The organism is Pseudofrankia sp. DC12, from assembly GCF_000966285.1.
Lineage (GTDB): Bacteria > Actinomycetota > Actinomycetes > Frankiales > Frankiaceae > Pseudofrankia.
This window is the reverse complement of the sequence record NZ_KQ031391.1, coordinates 579,747-599,354: the sequence shown is the minus strand read 5'-3', so window position 1 is coordinate 599,354 and position 19,608 is coordinate 579,747. Positions and strand designations below refer to the sequence as shown.

15 protein-coding genes are annotated in these 19,608 nt (G+C 71.7%); all 15 read left to right on the top strand.

Annotated elements, in window-relative coordinates; all coding sequences use genetic code 11:
• Window positions 1-447: 447 nt before the first annotated feature.
• A complete protein-coding gene (gene uvrC, locus FRADC12_RS02445) occupies window positions 448-2,910 on the top strand; it encodes an excinuclease ABC subunit UvrC (RefSeq protein ID WP_045875388.1) in 2,463 nt (820 codons plus the stop codon).
• Window positions 2,907-3,803, top strand: a complete 897-nt coding sequence (rapZ, locus tag FRADC12_RS02440) for an RNase adapter RapZ (RefSeq protein ID WP_045875387.1) — start codon at window positions 2,907-2,909, stop codon at window positions 3,801-3,803. The genes uvrC and rapZ overlap by 4 nt, the downstream gene beginning before the upstream one ends.
• A gap of 59 nt (window positions 3,804-3,862) precedes the next feature.
• Entirely contained in the window at window positions 3,863-5,077 is a 1,215-nt protein-coding gene (locus tag FRADC12_RS02435; protein ID WP_232304100.1) for a gluconeogenesis factor YvcK family protein, read from the top strand.
• A gap of 5 nt (window positions 5,078-5,082) precedes the next feature.
• Complete coding sequence (gene whiA / locus FRADC12_RS02430; protein ID WP_045875386.1) at window positions 5,083-6,069, top strand: DNA-binding protein WhiA; 987 nt, start codon at window positions 5,083-5,085, stop codon at window positions 6,067-6,069.
• Between the two features lie 306 nt (window positions 6,070-6,375).
• Window positions 6,376-7,383: a type I glyceraldehyde-3-phosphate dehydrogenase gene (gap, locus tag FRADC12_RS02425; RefSeq protein ID WP_045875385.1), complete on the top strand. Its 1,008-nt coding sequence runs from the start codon at window positions 6,376-6,378 to the stop codon at window positions 7,381-7,383.
• Window positions 7,384-8,003: 620 nt separating this feature from the next.
• Entirely contained in the window at window positions 8,004-9,218 is a 1,215-nt protein-coding gene (locus FRADC12_RS02420; RefSeq protein WP_045875384.1) for a phosphoglycerate kinase, read from the top strand.
• 4 nt (window positions 9,219-9,222) lie between these two features.
• On the top strand, window positions 9,223-10,065 hold the full coding sequence (tpiA, locus tag FRADC12_RS02415; protein WP_045875383.1) for a triose-phosphate isomerase: 843 nt from the start codon (window positions 9,223-9,225) through the stop codon (window positions 10,063-10,065).
• Window positions 10,066-10,570: 505 nt separating this feature from the next.
• Window positions 10,571-11,554, top strand: coding sequence for an ABC transporter permease (locus FRADC12_RS02410; protein ID WP_045875382.1), 984 nt, complete (start codon window positions 10,571-10,573; stop codon window positions 11,552-11,554).
• 118 nt (window positions 11,555-11,672) lie between these two features.
• Window positions 11,673-13,436, top strand: coding sequence for an ABC transporter substrate-binding protein (locus FRADC12_RS02405; RefSeq protein ID WP_045875381.1), 1,764 nt, complete (start codon window positions 11,673-11,675; stop codon window positions 13,434-13,436).
• Between the two features lie 150 nt (window positions 13,437-13,586).
• Complete coding sequence (locus tag FRADC12_RS02400) at window positions 13,587-14,588, top strand: ABC transporter permease (protein ID WP_045875380.1); 1,002 nt, start codon at window positions 13,587-13,589, stop codon at window positions 14,586-14,588.
• Between the two features lie 78 nt (window positions 14,589-14,666).
• Complete coding sequence (locus FRADC12_RS02395; RefSeq protein WP_045875379.1) at window positions 14,667-15,734, top strand: ABC transporter ATP-binding protein; 1,068 nt, start codon at window positions 14,667-14,669, stop codon at window positions 15,732-15,734.
• A complete protein-coding gene (locus tag FRADC12_RS02390) occupies window positions 15,731-16,894 on the top strand; it encodes an ABC transporter ATP-binding protein (protein ID WP_084010401.1) in 1,164 nt (387 codons plus the stop codon). Before FRADC12_RS02395 ends, FRADC12_RS02390 begins: the two co-directional genes overlap by 4 nt.
• Window positions 16,895-17,125, top strand: coding sequence for a preprotein translocase subunit SecG (gene secG, locus FRADC12_RS02385; RefSeq protein ID WP_013425979.1), 231 nt, complete (start codon window positions 16,895-16,897; stop codon window positions 17,123-17,125).
• A gap of 59 nt (window positions 17,126-17,184) precedes the next feature.
• Window positions 17,185-18,924, top strand: a complete 1,740-nt coding sequence (locus FRADC12_RS02380) for an ABC transporter substrate-binding protein (RefSeq protein ID WP_052710646.1) — start codon at window positions 17,185-17,187, stop codon at window positions 18,922-18,924.
• A gap of 340 nt (window positions 18,925-19,264) precedes the next feature.
• A complete protein-coding gene (locus tag FRADC12_RS02375) occupies window positions 19,265-19,603 on the top strand; it encodes an RNA polymerase-binding protein RbpA (RefSeq protein WP_084010400.1) in 339 nt (112 codons plus the stop codon).
• The last annotated feature ends 5 nt before the right edge of the window (window positions 19,604-19,608 follow it).

Genomic DNA, 19,608 nt, shown 5'->3' with positions numbered 1-19,608 from the left:
CGCCCGCGCCGGTGGGCGTACGGCCCATGGCGCCGTGGCAGGTCGGGCCGGGCACGCGATGCGCACTCGCGCAAACACGCTACGTCCAAGGTAGGGGGTCAAAGGCCTTGGCGGGCAGGCGGGTCCGCTAACGGACAGGGAAAAGTAGGCCCGGCGGTGCCCCTGCCCCGAGGCGCGCGGTCCGGCGGCTCTCGCCCGCGCGGGCCGCCTGCCTGGGGAATTGGCCCGAGCCCTCAGACGCGGCGTTCCGCGCGGCCGCGACAGGCGGGTGGCAGGTCGTGCGCCGCGAGACCTGGTGGGCCGTCGCGGCGCCCGAGAGGACACGGTGAGGACACGGAGTACCCCGGTTCAGGGGCCACCCCGTGACGAGCGCCAACGCTCTGCGTGATGAAATGGTTACGTGCAGGCGCTGTCTGACCGTGACGCTGGCGGCCGTAGGCTCGACCTATGGCTGATCCGGCGTCCTACCGGCCCGTGCCGGGCTCGATTCCCGAGACCCCGGGCGTGTACCGCTTCCGGGATCCCCATGGCCGCGTGCTCTACGTCGGCAAAGCCAAGAACCTGCGTGCCCGCCTCAACAACTACTTCACCGACGTCTTCGCCCTGCACCCTCGTACCCGCACGATGGTCACCACGGCGAGCTCCGTCGAGTGGACCGTCGTGTCCACCGAGGTCGAGGCGCTCGCGCTGGAGTACACCTGGATCAAGGAGTACGACCCGCGCTTCAACGTCCGGTACCGCGACGACAAGAGCTACCCGAGTCTCGCGGTGACGCTGCAGGAGGAGTTTCCCCGGCTCCAGGTCATGCGCGGGCCGAAGCGCAAGGGCGTCCGCTACTTCGGGCCGTACGCGCACGCCTGGGCGATCCGCGAGACGCTCGACCTGCTGCTGCGGGTGTTCCCGGCCCGCACCTGCTCCGCCGGTGTCTTCAAGCGGGCCGGGCAGGTCGGGCGGCCGTGCCTGCTGGGCTACATCGACCGCTGCAGCGCGCCGTGCGTCGGGCGGGTCACTCCGGAGGAGCACCGCCAGGTCGTCGAGGACTTCTGCGACTTCATGGCCGGCCAGACCGGCCGGTTCCTGCGCCGGCTGGAAGACGAGATGCGAGCGGCCGCCGACGCCCAGGACTATGAACGGGCCGCCCGGCTGCGCGACGACGCGGGCGCGCTGCGCCGGGCGATGGAGAAGCAGGCCGTCGTGCTGGCCGACGGCACCGACGCCGACGTGGTGGCCTTCGCCGAGGACGAGCTGGAAGCGGCCGTCCAGGTGTTCTACGTGCGCGGCGGCCGGGTCCGCGGCCAGCGCGGCTGGGTCGTGGACAAGCTCGCCGACGTCACCACCGCCAACCTCGTCGAGCAGTTCCTCACCCAGGAGTACCTGGGGGACAAGGACCTGGGCGATGTCGACCTCGGCGACCTGAGCCGGGGAGGCCCGGCTCCCGCGGCGACGGGGACCGGTGCGACGGTTCCGGGAACCGAGCCGGCCGACGCCGACGCCGACGCCGAGGACGCCGGCGACGTGCTCCGCCGCGGCCGTCCCTCGCGGGCGGCCGCCGCACCGGCCGCCCTGTGCGGCGGCGGCGGCCGGCACGCGGACATCCCGCGTGAGGTGCTGGTCCCCGAGCTGCCGACCGACGGGGACGCCGTCAGCGAGCTGCTCGCCCGGTACCGGGGTGGGCGGGTCGAGGTGCGGGTCCCGCAGCGCGGCGACAAGCGGACCCTGCTGGAGACGGTCGAGCGCAACGCCAAACAGGCGCTCGTCCTGCACCGCACGAAGCGGGCCAGCGACCTGACCGCCCGCAGCCTGGCCCTCGCCGAGCTGCAGGAGACGCTCGGCCTCGCTGACGCCCCGCTGCGGATCGAGTGCTTCGACATCTCGCACACCCAGGGCCAGGACGTCGTCGCCAGCATGGTCGTCTTCGAGGACGGCGTTGCCCGCAAGTCCGAGTACCGCCGGTTCACCATCCGGGGCGCCGCGCGCCGGGACGGGAACGAGCAGGACGACACGGCGAGCATGTACGAGACGGTCAGCCGCCGGTTCTCCCGGTACCTGGCCGAGCTGTCCCGCACCGGGGAGCTGCCCGCCGCGGGCGAGGACACGCCCGCGGCCGCCGGCGCCGAGGCCGGTTCGCCGGACGGCCCGCAGCCGCTGGTCGTCGACGGCCGGCCGCGCCGGTTCGCCTACCCGCCGAACCTCGTCGTCGTCGACGGTGGCCCACCGCAGGTCGCCGCCGCCGCCCGCGCGCTGAGCGACCTGGGGATCGACCCGGGGCCCGGCGGCGTCGCGCTGTGCGGGCTGGCCAAGCGGCTGGAGGAGGTGTGGCTGCCAGACGACCCGGACCCGGTGATCCTGCCGCGCACCAGCGAGGCGCTCTACCTGCTCCAGCGGGTCCGCGACGAGGCGCACCGGTTCGCGATCACTTTCCACCGCCAGAAGCGGTCCGCCTCGATGATGTCGTCGTTGCTCGACGGCGTCCCCGGGCTCGGTGAGACCCGGCGCAAGGCGCTGCTGAAGACGTTCGGCTCGGTGGCGAAGCTGCGTGCCGCGAGCGCCCAGGAGATCGCGACGGTCCCGGGGATCGGCCCGCGGACGGCCGAGGTGATCGTGGCCGCGCTGGCGACCAGCGGGCCGGGCACCCCCGGCGCCCCGGCGCCCGCCGTCGACCCGCTCACCGGCGAGATCCTCGAGACGCCGCCCGGCGCGGCGGCGCCCACGGCGTCGGGGGGTTCGGCGGCGCGCCGGACCGCCCCGGACGGGCGGCCCAGACTGGCCGGGAAGGCAACGTCCACCGGGAGCCGAGCGTCGGATGCGGGAGCGACGACGCCGGTCGAGGCGCCCGCCGGCGCCGCCACGGTGGACGGGGCCTCCGGAGCCAACGGAGAACACGCGGTGACAAGGGGGAACAAGCCATGACCAGCACCGCGACCAGCACGCCGAGCAGTGCCTCGACGCTGGATCTCGCGATCATCACCGGCCTCTCGGGGGCCGGCCGCAGCACCGCGGCGAAGTGCCTGGAGGACCTCGGCTGGTTCGTCGTCGACAACCTGCCGCCGGGGCTGCTCTCGACGATGGCCGAGCTGGGCCGTCGGTCCGGTGGCGGCGTGAGCCGGATCGCCGTCGTGGTCGACGTCCGCGGCCGGGCCTTCTTCGCCGACCTGCGGGCGGCGATCGACGCGCTTGACGCCGCGGGCATGCGGCCCCGGGTGCTGTTCCTGGAGGCGAGTGACGACGCGCTCATCCGCCGCTTCGACCACGTCCGCCGGCCCCACCCGCTGCAGGGCGCGGACCGGGTCGTCGACGGGATCAGCCGGGAGCGGGCCCAGCTCGCCGAGCTGCGGGGCGAAGCCGACCTGGTGCTCGACACCACCGACCTCAACGTCCACGAGCTCCGCTCGAAGATCGACGCGGCGTTCGGCCAGCCGGGCGGCAACCGGCTCAACGCCACCGTCGTCTCGTTCGGCTACCGCTACGGCCTGCCGCTGGACGCGGACCTGGTCGCCGACTGCAGGTTCCTGGCCAACCCGCACTGGGTCGAGGCGCTGCGGCCGTTCACCGGCCGGGACCCACAGGTCCGCGACTACGTCCTCGACCAGCCGGGGGCCCAGGACTTCATCGACCGGTACGCCGAGCTGCTGCGGCTGGTCGGCGACGGCTACCTGCGCGAGGGCAAGCGGTACCTGACGCTCGCCGTCGGCTGCACCGGCGGGCGGCACCGCAGCGTGGCCGTCGCCGAGGAGCTCGGCGCCCGGCTGGCCGCGACCGGCGTCGGCGTCCAGGTCGTGCACCGTGACCTGGGCCGGGAGTGATGCCGGTGCCGAGCTTCGCCGACCACGGTCACGCTGGCCACCGTGACCCCGCCGCGGACCTGGCCCGCCCGACCGGAGGGCGCAATCCCGACGGGGGCGGCCACGGCCCGGCCGTCGTCGCCTTCGGCGGTGGCCACGGTCTGGCGGCGACGCTGGCGGCGCTGCGCCGGCTCACCGACCGGCTCACCGCCGTCGTCACCGTCGGCGACGACGGCGGCTCGTCCGGCCGGCTGCGCGCCGAGCTGGGTGCGCTCCCGCCCGGCGACCTGCGGATGGCACTCGCGGCGCTGGCCGGGCCCGACCCGTGGTCGCGGTCCTGGGCCGAGCTGTTCCAGCGCCGGTTCGAGGGGGACGGCCCGCTGGCCGGGCACGCCGTGGGCAACCTGGTGCTGGCGGCGCTCGCCGAGCACGCCGGTTCCCCGGTGGCGGCGCTGGAGCTCGCTGCCGAACTGCTCGGGGTGCGTGGCCGGGTGCTGCCGCTCTCCGAGGACGGCATCGACATCGTGGCCGAGGTCGCCGGGCTGGACCCGGGGGACCCGGCGGCGACCCGGCAGGTCCGAGGCCAGGTGGCGGTCGCGTCGACGGCGGGCGCGGTCTGCGAGGTCTGGGTCGAGCCGGCCGAGCCGCGGGCCTGCCCGCCGGCCTGCGCCGCCGTCGAAGCGGCGGACTGGCTGATTCTCGGCCCGGGCTCGCTCTACACCAGCATGCTTCCGCATCTCCTCGTCCCCGAGATGCACAAGACCATCACCGGCGCCGCCGCGCGCCGGCTGATCGTGCTCAACCTGGTCGCGCAGCCGGGGGAGACCGAGGGCTTCACGCCCGAGGCGCACCTGCGCGTACTGGCACGGCACGCTCCCGGCCTGACCGTCGACGTGGTCCTCGCGGACCCGGCGGCCGTCCTGGACCCGGCGGAGCTCGCCGCGGCCGCGGCCGAGCTGGGGGCACGGCTGCACCTGGCGCCGGTGCGCGCGCCCGAGGCACCCGGTACGCACGACCCGGTGCTTCTCGCGGTGGCCTTCGAGGGCGTCTTCGCGGCCTACCGCGAGGACCCACCCGAGCCGGCGGCGCCGGCCGAGGTGCCGGCGGCGCGGGCGACCTCGACCCCTGATTCCGCACTGTCCCCCCGCGGGCCTGGCCCAGCCGCGCAGCGGACCTCCTGGATCGCCGGACTGCCCGATCGGCTTCGCCGGTCTGGCCGCAACCCCGGCGCCGGTCCAGCAGGACCCCCGGGACCCCCCGACCCGCGGGTGACAGCCCGCGATCCCAAGGAGTGATCGGCGTGGCGGCGATGACGGCCACCGTGAAGGACGAGCTCAGCCGGCTGCGGGTCGCGAGGCCCTGCTGCCGGCGCGCGGAGATGGCGGCACTGCTGCGGTTCAGCGGCGGGCTGCACATCGTCGGCGGCCGGATCGTCGTCGAGGCCGAACTGGACACGGGGGCGGCGGCCCGCCGGCTGCGCCGGGAGATCGCCGAGGTCTTCAGCTTCCCGTCGACGATCGCGGTGCTCGCGGCCGGCGGCCTGCGCCGCTCGGTCCGCTACATCGTGCGGGTCGAGCGCGACGGCGAGCAGCTCGCCCGCTCGACCGGCCTGCTCGACCAGCGTGGCCGGCCGGTCCGCGGCCTGCCGCCGCAGGTCGTCACCGGCTCGGCCTGCGACGCGGCAGCGGCCTGGCGGGGCGCCTTCCTCGCGCACGGCTCCCTCACCGAGCCGGGCCGGTCCTGCTCGCTGGAGGTCACCTCACCGGGCCCGGAGGCGGCGCTGGCGCTGGTCGGGGCGGCCCGCCGGCTCGGCGTGCAGGCCAAGAGCCGGGACGTCCGCGGCGTCGACCGGGTGGTGATCCGGGACGGCGACGCGATCAGCGCACTGCTGACCAGGATCGGCGCGCACGACAGCCTGCTGGCCTGGGAGGAGCGGCGGATGCGCCGCGAGGTCCGGGCGACCGCCAACCGGCTGGCGAACTTCGACGACGCGAACCTGCGCCGCTCGGCGCGGGCGGCGGTCGCGGCCGGCGCCCGGGTGCAGGCCGCGATGCGGATCCTCGGCGACGACGCCCCGGAGCACCTGCTGGCCGCGGGCCGGCTGCGCCTCCAGCACGCGCAGGCGTCGCTGGAGGAGCTGGGCGCTCTCGCCGACCCGCCGCTGACCAAGGACGCCGTCGCCGGCCGGATCCGCCGCCTGCTCGCCCTCGCCGACAAACGAGCCAACTCCCTCGGCATCCCCAACACCGAAGCCAGCGTCTCCCCAGAACTCCTGGAAAACGCCTAAGGCGATCGGCCGGAACCGGCGCTTGCGCGCCTGCGGCCGCTCCGCCTGGTACGGGCGCTGAGCGCCCTCCCCAACGTGGTTCGGGGCGGACGCGGAGGTACGGGCTGGGCGCTTGTCCAGGGTCGGGTCTGGGCTGCGTCCCGTTCTGCCTGGCCCGAACGGGTGGACAACCGCGTGTGTGGCTCGGGACACCCTGCGGAATCGGTTCGGTTGCGAGCCGAAGGGGGCTGCGGGACGCCAAAGTCGTTAGGCTCTGTGCCTGCAACGGAAGATGACGTCGGCACATGAGGTAGGGAGTCCGCGGACGTGGCTACGCGAGTAGGAGTCAACGGTTTCGGTCGGATTGGCCGGAACTTCTGGCGGGCGCTGGCGGCGAGCAAGCAGGCAGGGCTCGAGGTGGTCGCCGTCAACGATCTCACCAACAACAAGACGCTGGCCCACCTGCTGAAGTACGACACGACCCTCGGCACGCTGGCCGACACGGTCAGCGTCACCGACGGCGGGATCCAGGTGGGCGACACCACGATCAAGGTGCTGGCCGAACGGGACCCGGCCGAGCTGCCCTGGGGCGAGCTGGGCGTCGACATCGTCATCGAGTCGACCGGCCGCTTCACCGACCGCGACTCGGCCGCCAAGCACCTGGCCGCCGGCGCCAAGAAGGTCATCATCTCGGCCCCGGCCAAGGGCGAGGACCTGACCGTCGTCATGGGCGTGAACGACGACGCCTACGACCCGGCGACGCAGCACGTGCTGTCCAACGCGTCCTGCACGACGAACTGCGTGGCCCCGCTGGCCAAGGTCCTCGACGAGGCGTTCGGCATCGAGCGCGGCTTCATGACCACGATCCACGCGTACACGAACGACCAGGTCATCCTGGACTTCCCGCACAGCGACCTGCGCCGGGCCCGCGCCGCCGCGCAGAACATCATCCCGACCTCCACCGGTGCCGCGAAGGCGACCTCCCTGGTGCTGCCGCAGCTCAAGGGCAAGCTCGACGGCCTGTCGATGCGCGTCCCGGTGCTCGACGGCTCGGTCACCGACCTGGTCGTCAACCTGAAGACGTCCGCGAGCAAGGAAGAGATCAACGCGGCCTACCTGGCGGCGGCCGAGGGCCCGCTGAAGGGCTACCTGGTCTACACCGAGGACCCGATCGTCTCCTCCGACATCGTCGGCACCCCCGCGTCCTGCACCTTCGACTCGCTGCTGACGATGTCCTGGGGCCCCCAGGTCAAGGTCGTCGGCTGGTACGACAACGAGTGGGGCTACTCGAACCGCCTCGTCGACCTGACGGCCTTGGTCGCCGCGCGGCTGTAACTCTGTATTTCTTTGTTCGCGGCGTCCGGGCACGCCCCTCCGGCCCCGATCCTCGCTTCGCTCCGGTCGGGACCTCCGGGTCGTGTCCTCCGCGGCGAACGGGCTTCGCTCCGCCCGCCGGGCCAGTCAGGCCGTTCGCTTCGCTCCGGTCTGCTGGCCCGGCGGGCTACGCGAAGCCTTTAGCTACAGGCACATCCGTGCCGATCAGGCTGTAACTCTGGTTCGCGGCGTCCGGGCACGGGCTTCAGGCACATCCGTGCTGATCAGGCTTCACCCAGATCCTTCGTCTTGCCCGGTTGCCTAGCACGCAAGGAGCGAAGCGAGGGATATCGGCCCGGCTTCCCGCCGACGTGGGGGAGCAGCCAACAAGGAGACATCCGCTCCGCCCGGACTCCCGAACCGGCAAACAGAATCATGCTGATCAGGCCCCGGCCCAGAGGCTTCGCGTAGTCCGGTGGGCCAGCAGGCCACGAGCGAAGCGAGGGGCCTGTCTGGCCCGCCGGACGGAGCGAAGCCCCGTCCGCGGCGGAGGACGCGAGCCGGAGGTCCCGCCCGCAGCGAAGCAAGGTTGGGGCCGGAGGCTCGCCCCCGGACGCCGCGAACCAAAGATACGGAGACACATGAGGACGATCGACGACCTGCAGGTCGCCGGGCACCGGGTGCTGGTCCGCAGCGACCTGAACGTGCCGCTGGACCGGTCCGGGGACAGCCCGCGGATCACCGACGACGGCCGGCTGGTGGCCAGCGCGCCCACGATCAGGGCCCTGGCCGACCGGGGCGCCAAGGTGGTGGTCTGCTCGCACCTCGGCCGGCCCAAGGGCGAGTACGACGAGAAGTACTCGCTCGCTCCGGTGGCGGCCCGGCTCGCGGAGATCCTCGGCCAGCCGGTTGCGTTCACCGGCACCGAGGGCTCCAACGACATCGCTGGCGACGCGGCCGCCGCCGTCGTGGCCGGGCTCGGCGGCGGCGAGGTGGCGCTGCTGGACAACCTGCGCTTCCACCCCGGGGAGACCAGCAAGGACGCCGCGGTGCGGGCCGCGTTCGCCGACGACCTCGCGGCCCTCGCGGAGTTCTACGTCGGGGACGCCTTCGGCGCGGTGCACCGGGCGCACGCCAGCGTCGCCGACGTGCCCAAGCGGCTGCCGCACGCGGCCGGCGGGCTGGTGCTCGCCGAGTTGGATGTGCTGCGCAGGCTGGCCGGCGACGCCCGCCGTCCGTACGTGGTGGTGCTCGGCGGCTCGAAGGTCTCCGACAAGCTCGGGGTGATCCGAGCGCTGCTGCCGAAGGTCGACGCGCTGCTGGTCGGCGGCGGCATGTGCTTCACGTTCCTGGCCGCGCAGGGCCACGGCGTCGGCGCCTCGCTGCTGGAAAGCGAGATGATCGACACCTGCAAGGACCTGCTCGCCGACGGCGGCGACCGGATCGTGCTGCCGACCGACGTGGTGATCGCCGACCGGTTCGCCGCCGAAGCCGCCACCGACGTCGTGCCGGCCGCCGGGATCCGGGACGGGTGGCTGGGCCTCGACATCGGCCCGTCGTCGACGGAGCTGTTCGCGGCCCGGCTGGACGGCGCGGGAACGATCTTCTGGAACGGGCCGATGGGCGTGTTCGAGATGGCGCCGTTCGCGGCTGGTACCAAGGGCGTCGCCGACGCCGTCGCGGCCCAGACCGGCGCGGGGGCCTTCACGGTCGTCGGCGGTGGTGACTCGGCCGCGGCGGTGCGCACCCTGGGCATCGCCGAGTCGTCGTTCAGCCACATCTCGACGGGCGGCGGCGCGAGCCTGGAGTTCCTCGAGGGCAAGTCGCTGCCCGGCATCGCCGCGTTGGAGGTCTGAGCCGATGACTCCGCTGCGCCCGGCGCCGAGCCGGGGCAAACAGCCCGCCGGCGCCAGGAAGCCCAAGGGCACCGGCCGCCAGACGCTGGTGGCCGGCAACTGGAAGATGAACCTGAACCACCTTGAGGCGATCGCGCTCGTCCAGAAGATCGCCTACGACCTGAAGCCGGCCGAGCTGGAGACCGTCGAGACGGTCATCTTCCCGCCGTTCGTCGACCTGCGCAGCGTGCAGACCGCGATCGACGGCGACAAGCTCGCCATCGGCTACGGCGCGCAGGACCTCTCGCCGTTCGACTCCGGCGCGCACACCGGCGACGTCTCGGGGCCGATGCTCGCGAAGCTCGGCTGCGGCTATGTGATCGTCGGCCATTCCGAGCGGCGGACCGACCACCACGAGGATGACGCGCTGGTGGCGGCCAAGGCCGCCGCCGCCTACCGCAGCGGGCTGACGCCGATCGTCTGTGTCGGCGAGCACGAGGACGTCCGGGTGGCCGGCAGCCACGTCGAGCACTGCCTGGCCCAGCTTGAGGGCTCGCTGTCCGGTCTGAAACCGGCGCAGGCGAGGACGGTCGTCATCGCCTACGAGCCGGTCTGGGCGATCGGCACCGGCCGCACCGCGTCGGCGCAGGACGCCCAGGACATGTGCGCGGCGCTGCGGGAGCGGCTGGCCGGCCTGTTCGGCGCCGAGATCGCCGCCGGCATCCGGGTGCTCTACGGCGGCTCGGTCAAGGCGACGAGCGCGGCGGAGCTGTTCACCATGCCGGACGTCGACGGCGGCCTGGTCGGCGGCGCGAGCCTGGTGGCGGAGGAGTTCACCGCGATCGTGCGCAGCGGCCCGCCGGCCTGAGCCGCTTCGGAGATTCCCCGGGGTCCGGGCCGCGAGTCGCGGCCCGGACCTTCGTCGTTCCAGTAGTTCTGTCTGTTTTGAGCGCGTCTTCGCCGTCTCATGTCGGGCTCCGCGCCGGGCGTCGGCGTCGTACGCAGCGGTGCATTCTCTTGAGTTTCGTTGTGTTTCCATTGTGATGGTGGGCCGGGCCGCGACCGTGGGGCCGTGCCGCTGGACGTGCTGGTCAGGGCCATCGCCGTCGTACTGGGCGGGGCGCCGGGCCGGCCAGCACGTGGCGCGGATGTTACGGAAACGGGCCGGTCTGTCGCGTCAGGCGCACTCCGGCGGAGACTGTCGTTCTCGTATATGTAACGCATATGTTACATGACGGTCATCGTATGGCAAACGCGCAACGTTTCCTCAGCACTTCATAACATCCGCTATCCAGCTGGCCGCGCGAACGCTACCGTGCCACGAGTTCTTGCTTCGGGCGAAACGTGTATTTCGCCTGCCCTGGAGGTGGTTCGTGGCGGTCCCGTTGCAGGTGGAGCCCACCGGGCGGGCTTTCGAGCCGGCGGTCACCAAGCCCGTCGCGGGACGCTCGCTCTGGCGGATCGCCTGGTCACGGCTTCGTAGGGACAAGGTGGCACTTGGCAGTGCCGCCTTCGTCGTGCTGGTGGCGCTCGTCGCCATCCTCGCGCCGGTGGTCTGCTCGATCCTCGGCGTCACGCCGAACGACCCGAACTACGCGACGCTCAACCCGGTGACGGCGATGCCGGCCGGAAGCTTCGGCGGGATCAGCCCCCACCACCTCTTCGGCGTCGAGCCGACCAACGGCCGGGACGTGCTTGCCCGGGTCGTCTATGGCGCCCGGGTCTCGCTGCTGGTCGCCACGCTCGCGACCCTGCTGTCCGTGGTGCTCGGCACCGTGCTGGGCCTGGTCTCCGGCTATGTCGGCGGCTGGCTCGGTGGGCTGATCGCCCGGCTGATGGACCTGATGCTGGCCTTCCCGGTGCTGCTGTTCGCGATCGCGATTGTCGCGGTCATCCCGGACTCGGCCTTCGGCCTGAGCGGCGAGACGCTCCGGCTCGGCATTCTCATCTTCATCATCGGGTTCTTCAGCTGGCCGTACATCGGACGGATCGTGCGCGGACAGGTGCTGTCGCTGAAGGAGAAGGACTTCATCGCGGCTGCGCGGGGCACCGGCGCCGGACCCATCCAGATCATGTCGCACGAGCTTCTGCCGAACCTCGTCGCGCCGATCCTCGTCTACACCACGCTGATGATCCCGACGAACATCCTCTTTGAGGCGGCCCTGTCGTACCTGGGCGTCGGTGTCCGGCCGCCGACGGCGTCCTGGGGCGACATGCTCTCGACGGCCGCGTCCGGCTTCTACAACGTCGACCCGATGTACATGGTCGTCCCCGGCGTTGCGATCTTCCTTACCGTCCTCGCGTTCAACCTGCTCGGCGACGCCCTGCGCGACGCCTTCGACCCGCGCGGCGGCTGAGCTTCTCGGTCCGCACCACGTCACCACCCGGAGCCCTCAACGTCGCGGGCTCGGGCTGGGCGCGCAGGACCATCCATGGCCCATCCCGGGGCAGCATCGCACTACATGAGGGGAACCGATGAGAAAACGAACGCTCTGGATCAGGTCCGGCGTGCTCGCGGCCGCCGGCGCCTTGATCCTGGCCGCCTGTGGGGGCAGTAGCGGTGGGGGAGGCACCGCGTCCAGTACCAGCGCCGCGGCCGGCTCGCTGGGCCTGCCGACCACGACGACGCAGAGTTTCTTCCCGTCGGACAAGAAGGGCGGCACGCTGCGGGCGCTGGCCGGCAGCGACTGCGACTTCTGGGACCCGCAGCGGACGTACTACGCCACCTGCTGGGACCAGCAGCGCTGGATCTCCCGTCAGCTCCTGACGTACGTGCCGAAGGCCAACTCGTCCGAGCTGACCGGTGACCTGGCGACCTCCGTCCCGACCTCGCCGGACGGCGGCCAGACCTGGACCTACAAGCTGAAGTCCGGGATCAAGTTCGAGGACGGGACCCCCATCACGTCCAAGGACATCAAGTACGGCATTGAGCGCACCTTCGCGACCGACGTCATCAACGGCGGCCCGACCTACGTCATCGACGAGCTCGACGACCCGGCGAACCCGTACCCGGGCCCGTACAAGGACACCGACCCCAACAAGCTGGGGCTGAAGTCCGTCGAGACGCCGGATGACTCGACGATAATCTTCCACCTGAACAAGAAGTTCCCGGACTGGAACTTCATCATGGCCTCGCCGACGGCCACCCCGGTGCCGCGGGCGAAGGACACCGGTGACAAGTACACGTCGCACCCGGTGGCGTCCGGCCCGTACAAGATCGCCGAGTACACGCCGAACAAGTCGATGAAGCTCGTCCGCAACGACCAGTGGGACCCGTCGACCGACACGGTCAACAAGGCCCTGCCGGACGAGATCGACATCACCATGGGCCTGGAAGCGACCGACATCGACAACCGGATCCTGGCTGGCGACGCGGACGTGTTCCTGGACCAGACCGGTGTCCAGGCGGCGACCCAGACGAAGGTTCACACGGACTCGTCCATCTTCAAGACCGTCGACCTGTCCGGCTTCCTGCGCTACCTGAGCGTCACCACCACGGTGAAGCCGTTCGACAACATCCACTGCCGCAACGCGGTCGCGTGGATCATCAACAAGCCGGCCCAGTCGCTGGCGCGTGGTGGCCCGGACGCAGGCCAGCCGGCGACCACGATGCTGCCGCCGACGCTGCAGTACTACAAGTCGTTCGACCTGTTCCCGACGCCGAACAACGCCGGTGACGTCACCAAGGCCAAGGCCGAGCTGAAGGCCTGCGGCCAGCCGAACGGCTTCTCGACGAAGCTGGCGGCGCGCACCCGGCCCGCCGAGGTCGCGCAGGCCGTGGCGATCCAGTCCGACCTCAAGAAGATCGGCGTCAACGTCACGATCGACAAGTACGACGCCTCGCAGTACTTCGCCTCGGTTCTCGGTCTCCCGAAGACCATGCAGGCGAAGGGCTACGGCCTGGCATTGACCGGCTGGGGCGCTGACTGGCCGGCTCCGTACGGCTTCTTCAGCTCGATCGTCGACGGCCGGAAGATCCTGGCGCAGGGCAACAGCAACTACGCGGAGCTGAACAGCCCGACCGTCAACGGCGGCATCGACAAGGCCCTGGGCTCGAGCGACCCCGCCGTCGACCAGGCCGCCTGGACCCAGGTCGACAAGGGTGTCGTCGAGTCCGCGGCCTACGTCCCGCTGCTCTACGACAAGGCCGTGAACATCTACAGCAACAAGGTGACGAACGTCTTCTTCACCCCGGGCTTCAACATGATCAACTTCGCCGCCCTCGGCGTGGTTCGTTGAGGCCGTGACCTCTCGTCACTGAGGTCGCAAGTCCTGTAACACCGCTGGCCGCCGGGTGGGCCACCGCCCACCCGGCGGCCAGACACACGTACCGAACAGGCCCGCCGGCCGCTGGCCGGGCCGCTGACACAGAAGCGGAGAACAACCCACATGGTTGGATTCGTGATCCGCCGGGTGCTCGGTGGGATCGTGATTCTCTGGCTGGTCAGCGTCGTCACGTTCCTGCTGTTCTTCCTGGTGCCCAAGGTGTTCGGCTCGAACCCGGCGGTGCTTTTCGCCGGGCGCACCCCCACCCCCGCGGTGATCGCCGCGGTGACCAAGAAACTGGGCCTCGACCAGCCCCTCGTCGTCCAGTACTGGCACTTCCTCGAGGGGATCTTCGTAGGCCGGCACTACAACTCCGGCCCGGACATCACCTACTGCCCGGCGCCCTGCCTGGGCTACTCCTTCCGGAACAGCCAGCCGGTGTGGCAGCAGATCACCCAGGCGCTGCCGGTGACCATCTCACTGGCCCTCGGCGCGGCTGTGCTCTTCCTGCTCGGCGGCGTCGCGATCGGTGTCATCTCCGCGCTGCGCCGTGGCAAGATCGTCGACCGCGCGTCGATGACGGTCGCGCTCGCCGGGGTGTCGATGCCGGTGTACTTCACCGGCCTGGTGATGCTCTACCTCGTCAGCTACAAGTGGCGGATCATCAAGAACGTCCACTACGCGAACTTCCTGGACAACCCGTTCACCTGGGCCTGGAACCTGCTGCCGGCCTGGATCGTGCTCGCCTTCCTTTACGCGGCGATGTACGCCCGGCTCACCCGGGCGAGCATGCTCGACGTGCTCGGCGAGGACTACATCCGGACCGCCCGTGCCAAAGGCCTCCCGGAACGGGACGTCATCGGCAAGCACGCGCTGCGCGCGGCGCTGACCCCGATCCTGACCATCTTCGGGCTGGACCTCGGCTCGCTGCTCGGGGGCGCGGTGCTGACCGAGAGCACGTTCGGGTTCCGCGGGCTGGGAAAGATGTCCATCGAGGCGATCAACACCCAGGACCTGCCCACCATCCTCGGCGTCACCGTCTTCGCGGCGTTCTTCGTGGTCGTGGCCAACATCATCGTCGACGTTCTCTACGCGGTGCTCGACCCACGGGTGCGTCCCACGTGACCTGCCGCCCGGCCGGCAGCCGGCCACCGGCGTGCCAGTGCATATCCGACGCGATGACCGTCCGACGGGGGAGTTGAGATGACGACGCAGCCTGAGGGCGACGCGGGCGCGGCCACCGCGGTGGCCGAGCCGCCGCATCTGCAGGTCCGCGACCTGCGGGTCACGTTCCGCACCGACGACGGCGAGGTGCGCGCGGTCGCCGGGCTGACCTTCGACGTGCGGCGCGGCCGGACGCTGGGGATCGTGGGCGAGTCCGGCTCCGGGAAGAGCGCCGCGAGCCTCGCGATCATGGGGCTGCAGCGCGGCACGCGCACGACGGTCGCCGGCGAGATAGTCCTGGCCGGGGAGAACCTGGTCACCGCGAGTCCCGAGCGCGTCCGCCGGATGCGCGGCCGGGACATGGCGATGATCTTCCAGGACCCGCTGTCGGCGATGCACCCGTACTTCACGATCGGTGACCAGATCACCGAGGCCTACCGGGTGCACAACGACGTGTCCCGCAGGGCGGCCAGGACCCGGGCGACCGAGATGCTCGACCGGGTCGGCATCCCGGACCCGAAGCGGCGGGTCGACAACTACCCGCACGAGTTCTCCGGTGGCATGCGGCAGCGGGCCATGATCGCGATGGCGCTGTCCTGTGACCCGTCGCTGCTGATCGCCGACGAGCCGACCACCGCGCTCGACGTGACGGTGCAGGCACAGATCCTCGACCTGCTGCGCGACCTGCAGAAGGAGTTCGGGTCGGCGATCATCATCATCACCCACGACCTCGGCGTCGTCGCCGAGATCAGTGACGACGTGCTGGTGATGTACGCCGGCAGCGCTATCGAGCACGGCCCCGTTCAGGCGATCTTCAGCGACCCGCAGCACCCGTACACCTGGGGGCTGCTGTCCTCGATCACCCGGCTGGACCGGACCCGGGCCGACCGGCTGCGCACGATCGGGGGCAACCCGCCCAGCCTGATCTCCGTGCCCGCGGGCTGCCCGTTCCACCCGCGTTGTCAGTACGCCGCGCTGACCAACGGCGCCTCCCAGACCATCCGACCGCCGCTCGAAGCGGTCACGCCCGGCCACCGGGTCGCCTGCCACCTGGCGCCAGAGACCCGGAGCCGGATCTTTCGTGAGGAGGTGGCTCCAAGCCTGTGAACGGCAACGACATCACCGGCCCCGCGTCCACGGGCTCGGGCGCCACTGGCGGGACCGCCCCGGACGGTGGGAAGGCGTTCCTGAAGGACGTCGGCCCCGCGGCCCCGGCCGCCGTGGTCTCGAGCGAGCGGCCCGCGACGGCGCCAGCCGTGGTCGCCACGCCTCCCGAGGCCGATGCGCTGGTCACGGTCACAGACCTCCAGGTCCACTTCCCGGTCACCCACGGCGCGCTGATCCCCCGGAAGGTCGGCGCGGTACGCGCCGTCGACGGGCTGAACTTCGGCCTGCGCCGCGGCGAGACGCTCGGCCTGGTGGGGGAGAGCGGCAGCGGCAAGACCACGGCCGGCCGCGCGATCGTCCGGCTGCTGGAGCCCACCGGCGGCAAGGTCGAGTTCGACGGCCGGGACATCACCCACCTGTCAGCGCGCCAGATGCGCCCGCTCCGCCGGGACATCCAGATGATCTTCCAGGACCCGTACACGTCGTTGAACCCCCGGCACACCGTCGGCGCGATCGTGTCTGCACCGCTGAAGATCATCGGGGAGATGTCCGGCGACGCGGTCCGGGCGCGGGTCCGCGAGCTGCTGGAGCTCGTCGGCCTCAGCCCCGAGCACCTCAACCGCTACCCGCACGAGTTCTCCGGCGGCCAGCGCCAGCGGATCGGGATCGCCCGCGCGCTCGCGACCGGGCCCAAGCTGGTGATCGCCGACGAGCCGGTCTCCGCGCTCGACGTCTCCGTGCGCGCCCAGGTCGTCAACCTGCTCAGCGACCTTCAGACCGAGCTCGGCCTCACGTATCTGTTCATCGCACACGACCTGTCGGTGGTGCGCCATATCAGCGACCGGGTCGCTGTGATGTACCTTGGCACGATCGTCGAGATGGCCGACCGGACCGGCATGTACGAGCATCCCTTGCACCCGTACACCCACGCCCTCCTGTCTGCCGTCCCGGTGCCGGACCCGGTGAAGCAGCACCGGCGGGAGCGGATCCTGTTGCGGGGTGACCCCCCGACCCCGCTCAACCCGCCCAGCGGCTGCCGGTTTCACCCACGTTGCTGGAAGGCCGAGGAAGTGTGCAAGACCGTGGAGCCCGAGCTGGTCGAGATCCAGCCGGGCCACCTGGCCGCGTGTCACTTCCCGGAGGAGCGGGAGCTGGTCTAGATGGAGATCGCGCTGTCCATCGCGGTCATCATCACGAGCGTGTTGCTCGTGTTGCTGGTGTTGCTGCACCGGGCGAAGGGCGGCGGCCTGTCCACCCTCTTCGGCGGTGGCGTCTCGTCCTCGCTCGGCGGCTCGTCGGTGGTCGAGAAGAACCTAGACCGCCTGACGATCGCCATCGGCGCGGTGTGGATCATCTCGATCATCGGTCTCGGGCTGCTGCTGAAGAGTTGAGCGCTCCTCGTGGAGTCCGCCGGCCCGCGGGCCGGCGGGCCGTTCTCCTGACCTCGACCGTGGCGGCCGGACTGGCCGTGCTGCTCGCGCTCGCCGGCTGCGCGGGCTCCGCCGGGCCGGCCGAGACGGCGGCGACCACGCCCGCCGGCGCGGCCACCGTCCTGCCGACCGACAAGCCCGGCGGCACCTTGCGAGTCGTCACCGATGCCATGCCCACGGGTGATCCCGGCTGGGCGAGCACGACGGCCGACCGGGCGTTCGCCCGGCTGGTGAGCCGCACGCTGTACAGCTACCCCGCGTCGGCGGACGTCGACAGCGCCGTGGTGGCCCGTCCGGACCTCGCGGTCTCCGCGCCGCAGCGCAGCCCCAACGGCCTGGTCATCACGGTCCGGCTGAGCTCCTCGGCGCGCTGGGACACGCCGACCCCCCGGCGGATCGTCGCGAACGACGTGGCCCGCGGGCTCAAGCGCCTGTGCCTGCCGCCGGCCCCGTCGCCGATGCGCGGCTACTTCGCCGCGACGATCGTCGGGTTCGACGCCTACTGCACCGAGCTGTTCACCAAACCGGCCGACCAGCTCAAGGACTTCATCGAGAACCGGTCGCCGGCAGGCATCGAGGTGGTCAGCAACACCGACATCGCGTTCCACCTGATCAGGCCCTACACCGACTTCGTCGACCTCCTCGCGCTGCCGGAGGCCGCGCCCGTGCCGGTGGAGGCGGACGACTACCTGCCGAACTCGCCGGACTACCTCAGCCACCTGATCTCGGACGGCCCGTACCACCTGACGAACGCCGCCGGCGGCGTGTACTCGTTCGGCAAGGACGGGCAGTGGAACCGGTCGATCGACGGGATCCGCAAAGCCCTGCCGGACCACATCACGATCACCAGCGGCGTGGCCCCCGCCGTCGCGCAGGCCGAGATCGAGGCCGGCAAGGCGGACATCACGCTGGACGCCGCGGTGCCGCTGGACCGCGCGAGCGCGCTGTTCAAGGCCTCGGACCAGCGGCTGAGCGTGCCGACGACCGGGTCGGACCTGTTCCTGACGGTCGGAATGCACGGGCCGGCCGGCGCGGCGCTGGGCAACCAGGACGTCCGGGACGCGCTCGCGACCTGCGTCGACCGGATAGCCGTCGTCGAGGCGCTGGGTGACCCGCCGTTCGCGAGTGCCGCGACCCAGTTGCTGCAACCGACGATGACCGGCTACTCGCCGCTGGACCCGTTCCCCACGCCCAACGGCGCCGGCGACGCGACGACCTGCGGCGACGGGCTCGCGAAGGCTCCTGGCGGGCCGGTGACCGAGCTGACGCTGCTCACGACGGACAGCACCACCGACGCGGCCGTGGCGGGCGCCCTGGCCGACACGTTCGCCAAGGTCGGCGTGAAGCTCGTCGTCGAGGCGAAGGCGCAGCCGGACTTCGACGTGGCCGCCGTGAGCCCGCTGCAGCAGAGCTGGGACCTGGCGCTGACGACGGTCACCCCGCTCTGGTACGGCGATGCCGGCAGAACCGTGTTCCAGCCGCTGTTCGACTCGGCCTGGGTCGGCCAGCGCCCGGTCGACGGCGGCTACGACGCCAAGGAGGTCATGGACACGATGTCGGTCGCGCTGCAGGCACCCACCCCGGCGTCCCGGGCCGCGGCCTGGGGAGTGCTGGAGAGCACGGTGCTGCGGGACGTCGCGGTCATCCCGCTCGCCGTCAGCTACGAGCCCAGGTTCCACAGCACGTCGGTGCTGTCGTTCAACGAGGTCCCGTCCGTCGGCACCGCGGACCCGACCGACCTCGCGCTCGGGCCCGCCTGACGCACGCGCCGGGCGGCCCGCCGCCAGGCGCGGGGCATCAGCTCGCCGCACCGCCGCAGGCACCTGCTCGGGGGCCTGGCGGGGCCCGCCGACGGCCGGCGGGGATATGTCCCCCAGGGGGCGACCACTCCGGCCCGCCCCGGTGCGTCACGTGGTGGGCCCGGCGTCCTACACTCGCCCCAGAGCGAACCGGGTTGTACCTGGTCCGAGGTCTGGCCTCGCTGGCACCTCAACTGGCCGGCACCGGTCTGACCTGGCTGGCATTGCTCTGGCCTGGCTGGCACGGGTCAGCCCGACCGGCACCGAACTGACGGCACTGAGTCGAAGGAGTACGCGGACCGTGGCAGGTGGCAACGCCATCCGGGGGAGCCGGGTCGGGGCAGGGCCCATGGGGGAAGCCGAGCGGGGCGAGACAGCTCCTCGGCAGCGGATTTCGTTCTGGTGCGCGAACGAGCACGAGACGCGTCCGTCGTTCGCCGCGGACGCCGCGATCCCCGACACGTGGGACTGCCCGAGCTGCGGCTACCCGGCCGGGCGCGACCGGGAGAACACCCCGGCCCCGCCGAAGATCGAGCCCTACAAGACCCACCTCGCGTACGTCCGCGAGCGGCGCAACGAGAAGGACGGCGAGGCCATCCTCGCCGAGGCTCTCGCCAAGCTCCGCTCCGCCGGAGCCTGACGAGC

Excerpts from the sequence above, each read along its gene's own strand:
- uvrC (WP_045875388.1), top strand. The coding sequence starts at position 448 with ATGGCTGATCCGGCGTCCTACCGGCCCGTGCCGGGCTCGATTCCCGAG.
- rapZ (WP_045875387.1), top strand. The coding sequence starts at position 2,907 with ATGACCAGCACCGCGACCAGCACGCCGAGCAGTGCCTCGACGCTGGAT.
- FRADC12_RS02420 (WP_045875384.1), top strand. The coding sequence starts at position 8,004 with ATGAGGACGATCGACGACCTGCAGGTCGCCGGGCACCGGGTGCTGGTC.
- tpiA (WP_045875383.1), top strand. The coding sequence starts at position 9,223 with ATGACTCCGCTGCGCCCGGCGCCGAGCCGGGGCAAACAGCCCGCCGGC.
- FRADC12_RS02405 (WP_045875381.1), top strand. The coding sequence starts at position 11,673 with ATGAGAAAACGAACGCTCTGGATCAGGTCCGGCGTGCTCGCGGCCGCC.
- FRADC12_RS02400 (WP_045875380.1), top strand. The coding sequence starts at position 13,587 with ATGGTTGGATTCGTGATCCGCCGGGTGCTCGGTGGGATCGTGATTCTC.
- FRADC12_RS02395 (WP_045875379.1), top strand. The coding sequence starts at position 14,667 with ATGACGACGCAGCCTGAGGGCGACGCGGGCGCGGCCACCGCGGTGGCC.
- secG (WP_013425979.1), top strand. The coding sequence starts at position 16,895 with ATGGAGATCGCGCTGTCCATCGCGGTCATCATCACGAGCGTGTTGCTC.